This window comes from Lysinibacillus sp. TE18511 (assembly GCF_054062295.1).
Genome location: NZ_JBSSFD010000005.1, coordinates 13,680 through 29,810, shown reverse-complemented (window position 1 = coordinate 29,810; position 16,131 = coordinate 13,680). Strand labels below are relative to the sequence as shown.

Annotated in this window: 18 protein-coding genes; 8 read left to right on the top strand and 10 right to left on the bottom strand. The window is 37.8% G+C overall.

Going from position 1 to position 16,131, the window contains the following annotated elements; genetic code table 11:
* Positions 1-38: 38 nt before the first annotated feature.
* The 3 genes from sat (at position 39) to ACVWXS_RS05135 (ending at position 2,732) form a co-directional block, all read left to right on the top strand.
* Positions 39-1,178, top strand: coding sequence for a sulfate adenylyltransferase (gene sat, locus ACVWXS_RS05145; RefSeq protein ID WP_456956619.1), 1,140 nt, complete (start codon positions 39-41; stop codon positions 1,176-1,178).
* Positions 1,175-1,768, top strand: coding sequence for an adenylyl-sulfate kinase (gene cysC, locus ACVWXS_RS05140; protein ID WP_456956617.1), 594 nt, complete (start codon positions 1,175-1,177; stop codon positions 1,766-1,768). The genes sat and cysC overlap by 4 nt, the downstream gene beginning before the upstream one ends.
* A gap of 493 nt (positions 1,769-2,261) precedes the next feature.
* Complete coding sequence (locus tag ACVWXS_RS05135) at positions 2,262-2,732, top strand: GNAT family N-acetyltransferase (RefSeq protein WP_456956615.1); 471 nt, start codon at positions 2,262-2,264, stop codon at positions 2,730-2,732.
* Positions 2,733-2,784: 52 nt separating this feature from the next.
* Here the strand turns inward: ACVWXS_RS05135 and mnhG are convergent, their stop codons facing one another.
* The 7 genes from mnhG to ACVWXS_RS05100 are packed head-to-tail and all read right to left on the bottom strand — an operon-like array spanning position 2,785 to position 8,540.
* Entirely contained in the window at positions 2,785-3,153 is a 369-nt protein-coding gene (gene mnhG / locus ACVWXS_RS05130; protein WP_368637787.1) for a monovalent cation/H(+) antiporter subunit G, read from the bottom strand.
* A complete protein-coding gene (locus tag ACVWXS_RS05125) occupies positions 3,137-3,418 on the bottom strand; it encodes a Na(+)/H(+) antiporter subunit F1 (protein ID WP_068985297.1) in 282 nt (93 codons plus the stop codon). The genes mnhG and ACVWXS_RS05125 overlap by 17 nt, the downstream gene beginning before the upstream one ends.
* The gene (locus tag ACVWXS_RS05120) at positions 3,415-3,894 is read right to left on the bottom strand and encodes a Na+/H+ antiporter subunit E (RefSeq protein WP_456956613.1); all 480 of its coding nucleotides are present in this window, start codon (positions 3,892-3,894) and stop codon (positions 3,415-3,417) included. The genes ACVWXS_RS05125 and ACVWXS_RS05120 overlap by 4 nt, the downstream gene beginning before the upstream one ends.
* Before the next feature lie 4 nt (positions 3,895-3,898).
* On the bottom strand, positions 3,899-5,386 hold the full coding sequence (locus ACVWXS_RS05115) for a Na+/H+ antiporter subunit D (RefSeq protein ID WP_402991729.1): 1,488 nt from the start codon (positions 5,384-5,386) through the stop codon (positions 3,899-3,901).
* Positions 5,379-5,720 carry a Na(+)/H(+) antiporter subunit C gene (locus tag ACVWXS_RS05110; RefSeq protein ID WP_053593262.1) on the bottom strand — a complete coding sequence of 114 codons (342 nt, stop codon included), beginning with the start codon at positions 5,718-5,720 and terminating at the stop codon, positions 5,379-5,381. Before ACVWXS_RS05110 ends, ACVWXS_RS05115 begins: the two co-directional genes overlap by 8 nt.
* Entirely contained in the window at positions 5,720-6,142 is a 423-nt protein-coding gene (locus ACVWXS_RS05105; protein WP_368637783.1) for a Na(+)/H(+) antiporter subunit B, read from the bottom strand. Before ACVWXS_RS05105 ends, ACVWXS_RS05110 begins: the two co-directional genes overlap by 1 nt.
* A complete protein-coding gene (locus tag ACVWXS_RS05100) occupies positions 6,129-8,540 on the bottom strand; it encodes a Na+/H+ antiporter subunit A (RefSeq protein ID WP_456956610.1) in 2,412 nt (803 codons plus the stop codon). The genes ACVWXS_RS05105 and ACVWXS_RS05100 overlap by 14 nt, the downstream gene beginning before the upstream one ends.
* A gap of 153 nt (positions 8,541-8,693) precedes the next feature.
* Here ACVWXS_RS05100 and ACVWXS_RS05095 point away from each other — a divergent pair, with 153 nt between their 5' ends.
* Entirely contained in the window at positions 8,694-9,257 is a 564-nt protein-coding gene (locus ACVWXS_RS05095; protein WP_368637781.1) for a DUF5366 family protein, read from the top strand.
* Between the two features lie 78 nt (positions 9,258-9,335).
* Here ACVWXS_RS05095 and ACVWXS_RS05090 read toward each other — a convergent pair whose 3' ends face one another.
* Positions 9,336-11,186, bottom strand: coding sequence for a transglycosylase domain-containing protein (locus ACVWXS_RS05090; RefSeq protein ID WP_456956607.1), 1,851 nt, complete (start codon positions 11,184-11,186; stop codon positions 9,336-9,338).
* Between the two features lie 421 nt (positions 11,187-11,607).
* Here ACVWXS_RS05090 and ACVWXS_RS05085 point away from each other — a divergent pair, with 421 nt between their 5' ends.
* Entirely contained in the window at positions 11,608-12,195 is a 588-nt protein-coding gene (locus ACVWXS_RS05085; protein WP_368637779.1) for a peptidylprolyl isomerase, read from the top strand.
* Positions 12,196-12,217: 22 nt separating this feature from the next.
* Complete coding sequence (locus tag ACVWXS_RS05080) at positions 12,218-12,430, top strand: hypothetical protein (RefSeq protein ID WP_456956605.1); 213 nt, start codon at positions 12,218-12,220, stop codon at positions 12,428-12,430.
* A gap of 218 nt (positions 12,431-12,648) precedes the next feature.
* On the opposite strand, the gene ACVWXS_RS05075 is transcribed toward ACVWXS_RS05080, so the two are convergent.
* Complete coding sequence (locus ACVWXS_RS05075) at positions 12,649-13,821, bottom strand: MalY/PatB family protein (protein ID WP_456956603.1); 1,173 nt, start codon at positions 13,819-13,821, stop codon at positions 12,649-12,651.
* Between the two features lie 72 nt (positions 13,822-13,893).
* Between ACVWXS_RS05075 and ACVWXS_RS05070 the strand changes: the two genes are divergently transcribed.
* The gene (locus ACVWXS_RS05070) at positions 13,894-14,154 is read left to right on the top strand and encodes a DUF1871 family protein (protein WP_083227047.1); all 261 of its coding nucleotides are present in this window, start codon (positions 13,894-13,896) and stop codon (positions 14,152-14,154) included.
* Positions 14,155-14,228: 74 nt separating this feature from the next.
* On the opposite strand, the gene ACVWXS_RS05065 is transcribed toward ACVWXS_RS05070, so the two are convergent.
* On the bottom strand, positions 14,229-15,569 hold the full coding sequence (locus ACVWXS_RS05065) for a sodium-dependent transporter (RefSeq protein ID WP_456956601.1): 1,341 nt from the start codon (positions 15,567-15,569) through the stop codon (positions 14,229-14,231).
* Between the two features lie 117 nt (positions 15,570-15,686).
* Here ACVWXS_RS05065 and ACVWXS_RS05060 point away from each other — a divergent pair, with 117 nt between their 5' ends.
* Complete coding sequence (locus ACVWXS_RS05060; RefSeq protein ID WP_456956599.1) at positions 15,687-16,046, top strand: hypothetical protein; 360 nt, start codon at positions 15,687-15,689, stop codon at positions 16,044-16,046.
* Positions 16,047-16,131: the final 85 nt, after the last annotated feature.

Below are 16,131 nucleotides of genomic sequence, written 5' to 3'. Positions count from 1 at the left end.
AAAACAAAGTAATTTAATAAAAATAGGAGGAGATTTTGATGAGTTTACAACCACATGGTGGACGATTAGTGCAAGCTTTCAATCCAGAGAAGGATGTAACACAAATAAAAAAAGTTATTGAACTTGATGCCATTTCACTTAGTGATTTAGAGTTAATTGCTATCGGCGGTTACAGTCCAATTGAAGGTTTTTTAACGCAGGAAGATTATGAATCCGTTGTTGAGCATACACGTTTAGCATCAGGCGTGGTGTGGAGTATTCCGATTACACTACCTGTAACAAAGGAAGTAGCGGCAACATTACAGTCTGGCGATGAGGCAAAATTAGTTTATGGTGATGCTGTTTATGGCGTTATCGAAGTTGTTGATATTTATGAACCGAATAAGCGGAAAGAGGCATTACTAATATATGGAACAGAGGATTTAGAGCATCCTGGTGTTAAAAAGCTGCATGAACGTCCAAGTATTTATGTGGGCGGCAAAATTACATTAGTAAAACGTCTTGAGCAAAAGTTTTCCGCCTATTCATTTGATCCGATTGAAACACGTCATCTGTTTGCAGAAAAGGGCTGGAAAACGATTGTTGGCTTCCAAACACGTAATCCGGTACACCGGGCACATGAATATATTCAAAAGGCGGCACTTGAAACAATTGATGGATTATTTTTAAACCCGCTTGTTGGGGAAACGAAATCAGACGATGTGTCAGCTGCAATTCGTATGGAAAGCTACGAGGTTCTACTTAAAAATTATTATCCTGAAAATCGCGTGCAATTAGGCGTATTTCCAGCCGCAATGCGTTATGCAGGACCAAGGGAAGCCATTTTCCATGCACTTGTACGAAAAAACTATGGCTGTACGCACTTTATCGTTGGGCGTGACCATGCGGGTGTTGGTGATTACTATGGCACATATGATGCACAAAAAATCTTTGAAAAATTTTCTGAAGATGAATTAGGGATTGTTCCGTTAAAATTTGAGCATAGCTTCTATTGTAACAAATGTGAGGGCATGGCAACGACGAAAACTTGTTCTCATGATAGCTCAGCACACGTCATTTTATCGGGTACTAAAGTTCGTGAAATGTTACGTAATGGTGAAGTGCCACCAAGTACATTTAGTCGTAAAGAGGTTGTTGATGTACTGATTAAAGGAATGCGTAAGGAGGTTTTAAAGTGAGTTCGAACATCGTTTGGCATGAAGCATCCATTACGAAAGAGCAGCGTCATACACAAAATAAACATCAAAGCTTTATTTTATGGTTCACTGGTTTATCGGCTTCAGGAAAATCTTCTGTGGCGAATGCCTTCGCTCACCGGCTCTTTGAACGTGGCAATCAAGCATTTGTCTTAGATGGTGATAACGTTCGTCATGGCCTGAATAAGGATTTAGGATTTGACGAAGCAGGCCGGAAGGAAAATATTCGTCGCATCGGAGAAGTTTCTAAGCTTTTTGTAGAAAGTGGTCAAATTGTATTAACAGCTTTTATTTCTCCTTATAGGGAAGATCGTCAAGTTGTACGTGAGCTGGTAGAAGAAGGAGAATTTATAGAGGTATATGTGAGGTGCTCTGTAGAAACGTGTGAAAAGCGTGATCCAAAGGGACTTTATAAAAAAGCACGGAATGCAGAAATCCCAAACTTTACAGGTATTAGTGCGCCTTATGAAGAACCAGCAAATCCAGAAATTATTTTAGACACAGAACGTTATTCCATTGAAGAATGTGTAGACCGGCTCACAGACATTTTAACTTCAAAAGGATATATTTAATAAAAATTGCTTTCTTAAAGAATCTGCTTGCTTTTGATGAAGCAGATTTTTTTTGTGAGAAATTTTTGGCTCATCACCATAACGTGTGCTTGATTTCCGTTCCGACTGGGCGCTTAGCCGCTGACGCTTCGCTTTCGCGCAGATAAAACATTTGTTGCTGACGCTTCACTTTCGCGCAGATAAAACATTTGTTGCTGACGCTTCACCTTCGCACAGAGCATAGCCTCTGGGGGCGTTTGATGAGCCGCTTGGGCCTACACGATGTAGGTCACGAAGGCGTTATCACAGGACGTGATGCTCTTAGCCTTCGTTCCTCTATCGCTAATCTCCAAGGAGTCGCCCAGTCGGAACGAAGATCAACTAATATAAAGGACATATATTTTAAAATGTCATCCACAACTTTTGGTTATGGTCCAAATTTTTCTATTTTTATAGAGTTATTCCATTTGTTGTGAGATGATTTAATTATCAAATGTTATAGGAGATGAAAAAAATGAGCATACATATTCAATTACTAACCAAAGATGACGTGAACCCGAAATTATTAAATGAAATAGTGGAACTGTGGAATGAAAATGCCAAAGAAACGGCAGATAGTGAATTAGAGAAGAGTGAAAGACAAGGTATTCAAGAACAGCTAGAACAATATATTCAATCAAAATATGGGGTTATTTATATCGCAACTAATGACAACAATCAAATTATTGGTTTTGGAATGGCTTCGATAAAAAAAGATTTAATTTATGATATGAACTATGGCCAAATAGATGAAGTTTATGTAATACCTACTTATAGAAGACAGAAGGTTGCTAAACGTCTAGTAGATGATTTAGTGAATTGGATTGACGAAGAGCACGATACGTCTGTAATAAATGTTTATGTAGATTTAGAAAATGACTTAGCATTAAACTTTTGGGAAGGGATCGGATTAGAAAAAGAGTTTTTTATGCTATCAAGTAATTAAAAAATAGCCAATGAAGTCTAGATGATTTCATTGGCCATATGTTTTAGATAAGTTATTTAATGCCTTGTTCTTTTTTCATTCGATCAATTTCAGGCCCGAGATCGTCACGTACTGTGCCTTTCCAAGGCTTTACGCCAGCGATGTATGAGGAGCGGGTCATAATATGTCCTCCAACAGGACCTGTAATGAACAGGAATAATATACCTAGCAAAATGCGGGGATTGAAGTGATCTTCAATCAGCCAAAAGTGAAAGAATACGCCAATGAGTACGCACATGACACCGAGCGTTGCACTTTTTGAAGCAGCGTGAGCACGTGTGTATAAATCAGGTAAACGGATAAGACCGATGGCTGTCACGACAATAAATAGCACCCCTATAGAAATGAAAAAGATAACTAAACTATTAGCGAGAATTGTCACGTTTAATGATATCTCCTTTCTCTATGAATTTAGAGAATGCAACAGTACCGATAAACGATAATATCGCTAACAATAATATAATTTCAAGGAAGAAGCTTGTTTCAACCAATATTGAAAACAGTCCAATTAGCGAGATTACTGACACACCTAATGAATCCAATGCTACAACACGGTCAGATGCAGAAGGACCTTTAACCATTCGATAAACGACTGCAATCATCGATAAGCAAATCACTACAATCGCAGCAATAATAAACGTTGTCATGATTTACTCACCTCCAAAATTGCTTGCTCAAATGAATCTCGAATTGCTGCAACCGCTTCATCGACATCGCTAATATCGATTGCGTGTACAAATAAAGTTTTTGCATCATCTGATACATGCACTACTACTGTACCAGGCGTTAAAGTAATAAGACTCGATAATAAAGTAATTTCCCATTCTTGTGTTAAAACAGTCGGATAGGCAAAGAATGCAGGCTGCATATCCAACTTTGGCTTTAAGACCACTCGAAGAACTTGAATATTCGCTAACACTAATTCCTTTAAAAAGAGTAAAGTTAGCTTAATAATTGCCCAGATACGGTAGACGTAAAGACGTGTGGTAAAAAATCTACGCATAATAATGATCAATATAATACCGAGAATGAACCCAACAATAAAGCCTGTTGCTGTGAAATTAGAAGAAAGGAACATCCAGACGAAGGCAAGTACAAAATTTAAAATAATTTGAAATGCCATAACTCTAATCCTCCTTCAATACAGCATCTATATAAATAGATGGATCATTTAAAAGTTTTGCGGCATCGTCCATGAATGGTGTAATCCATTCAGATCCAACACCATATGCTACGGTAATGAGCACTAAAAGGACAGTAGGTACAAACAGTGTATGATAAACTTTTTTATCGACAGTACCCTTTGTTTCTTTTTCTTCACCCCAGAAGGCATAAAGGAAAATACGAATAACAGACAATAAAACGAGGAGTGATGAAGCTAAAATAAATATACTACTCCACATACTACCTGCCTCAAAACCACCCTGGACAATCAAGAGTTTTCCGACAAAGCCACTAAGTGGGGGAATTCCTGCTAAACCCAATGCAGCAATTAAATAGCACCAACCAAGAGCAGGATAGTTCTTCATAAGACCGCCCATTTTTCGTAAATCAGATGTGCCGGTAATGTAGATGATTATACCGATCAACATAAAGAGTGCTGCTTTAATAAGCATGTCATGAATTAAATAAAACATTGCCCCCTTTAGAGCAACCTCATTCATTTGAGATACACCGAATAAAATAACACCTACAGCAATGACGATGTTATATATAATGATGAGCTTAACATCGTGATAGGCAAGTGCGCCAATACAGCCTGCAATAATTGTTGCAATTGCTAATGCCATTAGTAAATCATGTGTATACGATAAATCATGAACAAAGAACAAAGTATATGTTCGAGTAATCGCGTAAATACCGACCTTTGTTAGTAGTGCACCAAATAGCGTTAACACGGGTATAGGTGCTGCCGCATAAGATGTTGGAAGCCAGAAGTATAGCGGGAAAATAGCCGCTTTTAACCCGAATACCATTAAAAATAGTACAGCTATAACAGTAATAATGCCTGGTTGATCGATTTCAGCAATTTTTACTGCAATATCTGCCATGTTTAATGTACCTACTACAGAGTAAAGGAAGGCAACTGTAATAACGAATAATGCAGATGAAATAACATTGATTAAAATATATTTAATGGAACCTTTAAGCTGCCCTTTTTCGCCACCGAGAACGATGAGTAAATACGAGGCCATTAACAATACTTCGAAGAACACGAAAAGGTTAAAAATATCGCCTGTCGTAAATGCCCCGTTAACCCCAGTTAAAATAAACATGATTCCAGGGTAATAAAAGAAGCGTTCACGTTCCTTTGTGATGGAACCAAAGCCATACCAAACAACAAAGAAGGTGATAAGCAGCGTTGTTGTGACAAGTAGTGCAGACACCATATCTGAAACCATCGTAATGCCATATGGCACAGGCCAATCCCCGAATGTCACCTTTTGAATACCATCATTTTTCACCTTTATAAGCAGTGAAATGGCTGATATAAGTGCAAGTCCTATACCAAGTAATGCGAATGAACGCTGGTATTTTAAATTCTTTTGCCCAAACATTAAAATCATGCCGAAGAAGAACGGAATGATAATTGGTAGTAGAAGGAAGTTATTCATCCTCATCACTTCCTCTCATTAAGCTTATATCATCTGTTTCGAGCTCCTGATAAGAACGGTAAGCAAGTACAAGGAAGAACGCTGTTACCCCAAAGCTAATAACAATCGCTGTTAAAATTAGCGCCTGTGGTAAAGGGTCTGCAAATGTTTTCGCCCCTTCTTTTAAAACAGGGGGTGCTTCACCGCCAAGTCCACCCATCGTTAAAATGAGAAGATGGGCACCATGACTTAAAAGACCTGTCCCAATAATAATGCGCAATAAACTTTTAGATAAGATTAAATAAACCGCTGCCATAAACAGAAAGCCGATGACAAACGCCATAATTATTTCCATTATTCATCCTCCCCAATTGTTTGAATAATGGTCATCGTAACGCCGACAACAACCAAATAGACACCGCTATCAAAAAGCATAGCCGTGTGTAATGACTGTTTGCCTAGAAGCGGTAAATCGAAATAATCAAAGAAATGTGTAAAAAACGGTTCGCCCAAAAACATAGGGAAAGCGGCTGTTGCAAAGGCTAGTAGTAAACCTATTGCTGTTAAATACGTATAATTTATTGGTAATACCTTACGAACCGTATTTAAATCAAAGGCAAGGACTAAGAGCACAATGGCACTCGATGTTAACAGTCCACCTACAAAGCCGCCCCCAGGAGTATAATGTCCAGCAAGAAAAATATGAATGGAGAAGAAGAAAATAATGAAGAATACAATTTTTGCTGTAAATTGTATAATTACATCATTTGTTTTCATGTGATTTCTCCTTTCTATTCATGCGTAGCTTGATCATTGCTAAAATGGCCATCCCAGCAATAGCTAGCACTGTAATTTCAAATAATGTATCAAAGCCACGATAGTCTACTAAGATAACATTGACAATGTTTCCACCGCCGGCTTTTGAATAAACTGTTTCCTCGTAATACTTCGAAATAGTTGGAATCAATTTTTGTGATTGTGCAGACAGCGCTACAAGAGTGACCATAACACCGACTGCAATTGAAACAATCGCGCGATTTAATTGGAATCTCATACGTTCTTCTCGTTTGCCAAGCTTAGGCAGATGATAAAACGCTAGTAAAAATAGTGCTACAGAAATCGTTTCAATGACAAGCTGTGTTAATGCTAAATCAGGAGCATTAAAAATAACGAAGAATAATGCCACTGTGTAGCCGACAGCGCCAAGACCTATAATGGCTGTTAAACGTGACTTTGCCAAAATTGTAATGGACGTTCCAATGACTAAAACTACAACTAAAATGATTTCGTAAGGACGAATAGGAGCAGTGTCTTGGAAGGAAACTGTAAAAGCATCTTTCACAAATAAAGAACCTATAACAATTGCTGCAATGCTACTAAACATATATAGCAGGTAGTGACGCATAGAGCCTGTCATATAAAGACGTGATACACGATTTAACCCAACATCTAGTCCGAGCATAATTTTGTCGTATGCATTATTTAATGTCAAAGCTCGTGGGAATTTTTCATAGATGCTCTGCCATTTCGGTAATGCTACAAACAAGAGAACCCCAATAATCACTATGCCAATTGTCATGAGTAATTCAGGTGTAATTCCATGCCAAGCTGACACATGAATATCAATATCCTTTGGTGAATCATATAAGAATGGTTGAATAGCTTGTACTGCTGGTTTTACAAAAGTATCACCAACAAAGTTTGGAATAAAGAATATTGTTACGACTAATGCTGCTAAAATCATTGGCGAAATTAGCATGCCAATTGGTGCCTCATGTGGTTTATGAGGTAATTTCTCTGGTGTATATTTACCAGTAAATGTTCTAAAGACGAAATAGAAACTATAGATAAATGTGAAAATACTAGCAACCCAAGCGATAATAGGGAAGAGTGCTCCCCATGTATCAAAGCCGAAAAATTCGAAATTTTGAAGTGCAAGCATTGCTGTTAAAAACATTTCCTTACTTAAGAAGCCATTAAATGGTGGTAGACCAGCCATTGATAAGCTTCCGATTGCTGCGACTGTGAAACTAAGCGGCATAATACTCATTAAACCACCGAGTTTACGAATATCACGCGTACCTGTTTCATGATCGACAATACCTGCAATCATAAATAAGCTACCTTTAAACGTCGCATGGTTTATAAGGTGGAAAATCGCCGCAAAAGCAGCAAATTTAATAGAATCTGTTGCTCCATTGCCATGAAACGCTACGGCACTAGCTCCAAGCAATGACATAATAAGTCCAAGCTGACTCACGGTAGAGAATGCAAGAATTCCTTTTAAATCTGTTTGCTTCACTGCAAAGAAAGATCCCCAGAATAAAGTTAAGATACCAACGCCTGTAACGAGCCATATCCAAAGTTCAGAAGCAGCAAAAATCGGTGTAAAACGTGCAACTAAATAAATACCTGCTTTTACCATTGTTGCGGAGTGAAGGTATGCACTAACTGGTGTTGGCGCTTCCATTGCATCTGGTAGCCAAATGTAGAATGGGAATTGTGCGGATTTCGTAAAGGCACCTAGAAGTATTAAAACGAGCGACCAAGTGAATAACGGATCCTGCACTAAATTAGGTGCCATGACAATAAGTTCACGGATTGAATACGTTCCTCCCATTAAATAAAGAAGGATGAATCCTCCTAACATCATTAAGCCGCCACCGACCGTAATCATCATAGACTTAAGTGCACCAAGGCGAGAGGCATCACGGTTATACCAGTAACCGATTAGTAAAAATGATGAAATAGATGTTAGCTCCCAGAAAAAGTACAAAGTAATTAAATGATCCGACTGCACTACTCCAAGCATCGCGGTCATAAATAATAATAAATAAACATAAAAATTATGTAATTTTTCTTTATGTTTGTCTAAATAAAAAATCGAGTAAAGTACGACCAATGAGCCAATTCCAGTAATTAGTAATGAGAATAGCAAGCTAAGTCCATCGATATAAGAAACGACGGAAATATCGAGCGATGGAATCCAAGGAAGCTCTTCAAGAAATACTTCACCATCTGCTACTTTTGGGATATAAGAGGCGTAAATAATCGCAAGTGTAGCAGGTACTGCAAGAACAAACCAGCCTGTATGAATATTTTTAATGCTTTTATATAAAAATGGCACAAATATTGCGGCAAGCATTGGAATGAAAATATAAAGTACTTGTAACAAAAAAATCCTCCTTTATGCAGGTAGTATGTCAATTATAACGTACTTTTTGTACGAATGCATATGCACTAATAGGATTTAGCTTGCGATAGTGGAAGAAATTTGGCTATATTATAAATAGGAAGTTATCAATAGAATCAGAGGAAAAAAATTTTTATGAAGAACCCTTATATTTATGGTTATTTACCATTAATTACGATTTTGTTATTTAGTTTAACATTTGGGATGTATGCTGTAAGTGAATCGTTGCAAATTTTTCAAGCAATTGGCGTATATTCTGGCATGCGTGAATTTTTATCCGATTTCGAACTACGTGTTTTTTTGCTAATTGTCTTTGCTGTCATCTTTTTTATGCTATTTTCAGCACTAAAATTAGTAGGGGAAACTATTCACGAGCTGGGGATGTTATTTTTCTCAAAAGACAATGAAGGTGCGACAGTCCATCAAGCACGAGGCGGTTACATAATTTTAGTTGTAGGTGCAATATGCTCAGCCTTTGCTATTCAATTTATTTATATTTTAATAGGGATTTTTGTCTTAACTGTCTTTATTTATTTTATTTACCTTATTTATAAAATGAGCCATTATATGTCTATGAGTGGAACGATTGGGCTACTAGTATTTGAGCTTTTTATGTGGACAATATTATTATCACTTTTAGTTTATGTCGTTTTAAAATTGTATAATGGCATCTTGGCGAGTTTACCGTTTGCAAATTAAATAGCAACTTAAACAATGAAAGGAGCAGCCCTAGAGTGATGAATGTCACAAAGGGCTGCTCCTTTTAATCGAGAATCTTTATTCTATCAATACATTAAATAGCTGATGATGAATCTTATAAGCTTCTAAGTTTTCCATAGATTGTGGCTTATCATAGCCAAGCCATACTGCCGCCGTATATTCATCATTTAATCCAGCAAGCCAGTAGTCGCGATAGTTGTTTGTTGTTCCGGTTTTGGCACCGACATAGTTACTTCTACTATAAACACCTTGTCCTGTACCATTCGCGACAACATCCGCAAGCAATGCACGCATATACTTTACCGTTTTCGGTGACCAAATTTGATCGCGTGCTGTATCCCAGCTGTAAAGCTCCGTTCCATCAGCTGCTGTCACTTTACGGATGCTATGGGCTAGTACATATGAGCCGTCTATAAAGCTCGTATAGGCATCTGCTAGCTCAAGTGCTGTAACACCATATGTTAATCCTCCTAACGAGGCAGCATAATTATGATCTTTTTCAACGATGGAGCGGAAGTTAAAGCGATCTAAATAACTAAAGGCTGTTTCAATCCCAACTGTGTTAAAGAGTCGGAGAGCCGATGTATTGTAGCTATATCGAAATGCTGTCCGAATTGAAACATCACCGTACGTAAAGCCTCCATAGTTTTGTGGACAAAATGAACCGACACAATAACTGCCACCACTGACTGTAGAATCTGGTGTGTATGTTGTCGTTTCAAACAAAGGTGCATATACCGCTAGCGGTTTAAAGGCAGAGCCTGGCTGCCTTGTACCTTGAAAGGCTCGGTGAAAATCAAATTTTTCATAGTTTTTCCCCGCATAAAGACTAACGACTTCACGGGACTTATTATCAATAACTGCTCCAGCTGCTTGTAATTTGCCCGAACCTAGAATTGCTGTCATTTCTTTCTCATCATGCGCTTGTTTGTTAGGATCAAGTGCGGTATGAATCGTTAATCCATTTTGAAATAATGTATTTAGTCGATTGTCTAACTGCGCTTTAATTTTTTTCTTTTCTTCCTCGCTTTGCGTATTTGCAAGACGATCTGCATAGCCCTCTTTTTCTGCAACTAACCATCTAAGCTCTTGTAGAACGTAAGTGCTGTACATAGGATAGTTTTGAACTTTATTCTTTACATTTAACGTGATTGTTTCAGCTTTATATGTAATAGCATCTTCTGTTGTTATAGCCCCACTCGCTGCAAGAGTATCTAATAACCGCTCCTGTCTCGCTTTTGTTTTATCAAAATTTTTTAAAGGATTATAAAGTGAGGGGTTATTTGGAATGGCTGAAATAAATGCAATTTCAGCAACAGATAATTCTTGGAGTGGTTTCTGAAAATAATATGTAGCTGCTCCTCCGATTCCATAAACTTGATTGCTAAAATAGGATTCATTTAAATACATCGTTAATATCGCGTCTTTATCAAATTCTTTCTCAAGCTCATAGGAATAGAAAAGCTCAGTTAATTTTCGTTCATATGTTTTTTCATCGGATAAATAACGCATACGAACGAGCTGCTGTGTAATGGTACTACCACCTTGTGAAGTAGAATCTGTGTTTGAGTTGGCAACCATTGCACGAATGATCGCACTGAGGTCAAAGCCGATATGTTCATAAAAATTAGCGTCCTCACTTGCAATAAAAATTTCCTGGGCAATTTGTGGAATTTCTTGTAATGTTAGAGGTTGCCGCCATTCGACATATTCCTCGCTAAATGTTTCCCCGTTTTGGTCAATAAGTATTACTGGAAGCTGTGACTGTACTTCCGGTAAATGAATCGCATCAACAATTTGCTCCTCATGCGCTTTTGCTGAATTGATTTCTGTCCTAATATTTGTACTAATCCACCAAAGGGCAGGTAAGGATAGTAAAATGATAAAAAAACCACAAGCCTTTTTCATATGTGCCTCCACTCTAAATATGGGTCATTCTACAGAATAACATAATTTGGATGGTTTCCAAATACTCGTTCTGACCTATTTGCACTTTATCGAAAATCTTAGATAGCTGTATTAAGAACTGTTGACATGTTTAAGTACATAATATTTTTTTATAGAGTTGGTTCATTATAGAAAATGGGAGATGGCATTTGGCTATGTGTTGATTGGAGTGGAGGCTAGGCGACTCCAGAAAAGCGCCCAGTCGGAATGGAAATCAACCCAACGTTATGATAATGAGCTAAAAAGTTAAAAGTGCATAAATCGTCAATACTTTGGTGAAGAAAACCATTAAGAAGTATGGTAGACTAAAATGAGGTCAGAAATGATATACTACTATCATTTACATGAAAACAGAAATTTTACATTTAAAGGAGAGACTTGAATGTTTCCACAATTAACAACAGAAGTACAAACAGGTGAAGTACTTGTAGAAATGAAAACAACGTTAGGTGCCATCAAAATTAAATTATTCCCAGAGCATGCACCAAAAACTGTTGAAAACTTCTTAGGTCATGCAAAATCAGGTTACTATAACGACATCATTTTCCACCGTGTAATCCAAGACTTTATGATTCAAGGCGGTGACCCAACTGGTACAGGTATGGGCGGCGAATCAATTTGGGGTAACTCTTTCGAGGATGAGTTTTCTGATAATGTATTTAACCTTCGCGGTGCCCTTTCAATGGCAAATGCAGGTCCAAACACAAATGGTTCACAATTCTTTATCGTTCAAATGAAGCACCTTCCAAGTGATATGCTTCGCCAATTACAAGGTGCGGGCTTCCCTGAAGAAATTATTGAAGCCTATGCTCAAAATGGTGGTACACCTTGGTTAGACCATAAACATACAGTATTTGGTCATGTTGTTGAAGGAATGGACATTATAGACAAAATCGCAGATGTAGAAAAAGACTTCCGTGATAAACCGTTAGAAGATGTGAAAATTGAGTCAATTACAGTTTTTGAATAATAATTGTAAGGACGTGTAAAACATGGAACATTTAATGTATCAATTTTTATATTTCCCAGAAGATAAATCAGGCTATATTCCTGCAGCTTTTGAATTTTTAATAATGCTTATTTTATGTATTATTGTATTTATTGCTTTCCGTAAAATTTCTAAAAAACAAGAAATGAAAACAAAGGAAATCGAAGCACGTATTCTAGCTGAGAGAAAAAATACAAACAATCAGCAAAATATTTAAAGTGTAGAAAGCCAGATGCCTCGCAGTTAAAAATGACTGTGAGGCAATTTTTTTAGGATTGCTACTTTTTTGAAAGTTGTAAAGCAAACGAGTACAAGTGATAAATATCTCTACTACCTTTCTCATTATTCGGGATAACAAACTTTTCAACCAATACATATTTCTAAACATAAAAAGGATATCTCCGAACAACTCGAGATATCCTTTACAATTTACTGTTATGCCTGTAGTGCTTGCTTAAAGCGTTGAACACAGTCTTTTACTGTATCAAATGAACAAGCAATGTTCATACGCAAGAAGCCGCGTCCCTCTTCGCCATATTTTGTTCCTGGCTCTAATGCAAGCTTGCCATCTTCTAGCAAGCGTTTCATGATTTCTTTTTCATCCAGTCCTAATTCCCGATAATCAATCCAAAGTAAATAAGTGCCCTGAGGTTTTGTAATATGAATACCAGGTAATTGTTCTAATTCAGCAATGACATAGTCCATATTATTAGAAATATAAGTAAGCATTTCTTCTAACCATGGAGACCCCTCAGTATAAGCAGCCTGAAGTGCAACCGAAGCAAAGGTATTTAATGAGCCTTGCCCACTAGCCATATTCACTGCCTCTAGCAACATACGCTTTTTCTTATCCGTAACAATCATATAGGCAACCTGAATACCAGCTAAATTAAATGTTTTAGTTGGTGCCATGCATGTAATAATACGATCCATTTCATCCCCAGCAATTTTTGCTAGTGGCGTATGTTTTGAGCCATCTAACATCAAATCGGAATGAATTTCATCGGAAATAATCACTACATCATATTTTGCACAAAGGCGCACGATTTCCTTTAAAGTTGCTTCATCCCATACATAGCCACCTGGATTATGCGGATTACACAATATGTAGGCTTTCACATTTTGAGCAAGTGCCTGTTCAAAAGCTTCAAAGTCATAGACAAATGTTCCGTCTTTTTCGACTAAAGGACAGCTAACAATCTCTCGAGCATTACTTTTTGTTATGTTAAAGAATGGCGGATAGACTGGTGTGGAAATTAGTACTTTATCTCCGGGATTTGTCAGTGCTGTGATGCTATTAGCTAAAGCAGCGACAACACCGTTACAGAATAGAATAGATTGGTTTTCAATGTGCCAACCATGTTGAATAAATTGCCAGTCTACTATCGACTGTATGGCTTCCCCGCTTACAAAACTATAACCGAAAACAGTCTTTTCAGCATGCTCTTGTAGCGCCTTTGACACCGCTGCTGGTGCGGAAAAGTCCATATCGGCAATCCACATTGGCAGTATGTCTGAAGCATCTTTTAATCCATAGACGTTTTCCATTGCGTCCCATTTTACAGAGTTTGTACATCGACGTTTATTAGTTTGATCGAAAATAGACAAGCAAATCACTCTTTTCTTTTTTTTTTACTATGGTATCATACGAGTATGATAAAAGGATAATAGGTGAGCATTTTGGAAAATATAAAAATGAATCGAGCAGCTGTACATCTGCTAGAGGAGTGGGATCCATTTAACTTAGGTCCAGACCATTATGATACTGAAACGGCAGATGTTGTAGCAGCATTGCAAGGCATTGATGACCCATCCGTTCTTGCAAAGGTTATTCAAGAAACGTATGAGCATTCGTTTGAAGAATGGATTCCATTTGAAAATTGTGTAGCCATTTCATACAAACTTATTGCGATAAAATTTGAAGCAAAATGCATTATCTAATTATGCTTTTTGCTTTTCTATAGAAAACGAGGTTGTCATTCAATGTTGTGACAACCTCGTTTTTTAGATTCAAATTATTTAAATAACGGTAAAATCCCCTGAATGAAAATAATTAAAATTGCAATCGGAGAAACATAACGAATTGAATAATACCAAATATTGAACATCAGATTTGAGGAGGCAAGCTCCTTACGCGAAATGTCCTTTGTATAATAGTAGCCTGCAAAGATGGAAATTAGTAAGGCTCCAATTGGCATACCAATACTATTGGTTAAAAAGTCTACAAAATCAAAAATAGAGCGGTCTAAAATTTTTACATCGGATAGGATGCCGAATGATAGGGCACTTGGAATACCAATGATGAAAATAATGATACCACCGATCCAAGCGATTTTTTTACGCTTTTCAGGCTTATCTCCAATTGCGATTGCCACGACGATTTCTAACATGGAAATGGAAGAAGTTACTGTTGCAAATAGTAGAAGAACAAAGAAAATCGTTAAGAACAGTCCACCAAGAGGTAATTGCTCAAAAACAGCAGGTAAAATAATAAATACGAGGCCAGGACCTTGATCAGGTGTATAGCCGAGTGCGAACACTGCTGGAAAAATTACTAGGCCTGCAAGTAAAGAAATGATAATATTCATGGATGCAACATTGATGGCCGAGTTTCCAATTTTTTCGCTTTTGGATAGATAGGAAGAATATGTGATCATTACGGCGATCCCGACACTTAACGAGAAGAATGCTTGTCCAAGCGCCTTTAAAAATGTTTCCGCGTTTAAGTATGACCAATCAGGAACGAACATAAATTTGACGCCTTCCATCGCGCCATCCAATGTTAAGGAGCGAATAACTAACACGATGAAGAAGATGAATAAAAGAGGCATCATCCAAGTGCTAGCTTTTTCAATACCACCTTTAATACCTGCTGATACAATCGTTACAGTTAATAACATAAATAACCCTTGTACAAGTACTGCTTCAAGTGGGTTTGAAATGATGTCATTAAACAAATCTGCATAATTAATATCTGAACCAGGATTATTCAGCTGTAATGTAAAGGCACGGCCCAAATAACTTAAAATCCAGCCACCAACAACACTGTAGAATGAAAGTATTAGACCGGCAATAATCATGCCACCCCATCCTATCAAGTACCACGGAGTTCCTGGTGCTTGTTCCTTAAACGACGTGACGGCATCTTTTTGCCCACGACGACCAATCATAAATTCTGCAATTAACACCGGTAAGCCGATGAGAAATGTACATAAGATGAATAATAAAATAAAGACACTTCCGCCATTAGTACCCGCCATGTAAGGAAACTTCCAAATAGCTCCTAACCCTATAGCACTTCCAGCGGCAGCTAAAATAAACCCAATTTTAGTTGTAAATTGATCTCTTGAAGACACGAAAATACATCCTCCTTATACTAAAGTTTTATTTTACCGCAATATTTTCATAACACAAGCAAATTTCAGTAAATTAAGCTCGCACATGCGGCAGAGGTTGTTCTAGTAACTTAATATTTGGTTCAACCGGCGGAGTTAGGGGTTTTAGCGGCGGAGTTAGAGGTGTTAGCGGCGAAGTTAGAGGTCTTACCGGCGGAATTAGAGGTGTTAGCGGCGGAGTTAGGGGATTTAGCGGCGAAGTTAGGGGTGTTAGCGGCGAAGTTAGGAGTTTTAGCGGCGAAGTTAGAGGTGTTAGCGGCGGAGTTAGGGGTGTTAGCGGCGGAGTTAGAGGAGTTAGCGGCGAAGTTAGAGGTGTTAGCGGCGAAGTTAGGGGTTTTAGCGGCGAAGTTAGAGGTGTTAGCGGCGAAGTTAGAGGTGTTAGCGGTGAAGTTAGGGGTCTTACCGGCGGAATTCGAGGTTCCAGCGGCGGAGTATTGAATCTTAGCGGCGAAATTAATGGTTCAACCGGTGAATTTGCAAATCTTACCGGCAAAAGTATATGGATTTTTAATAATAAGTAAAA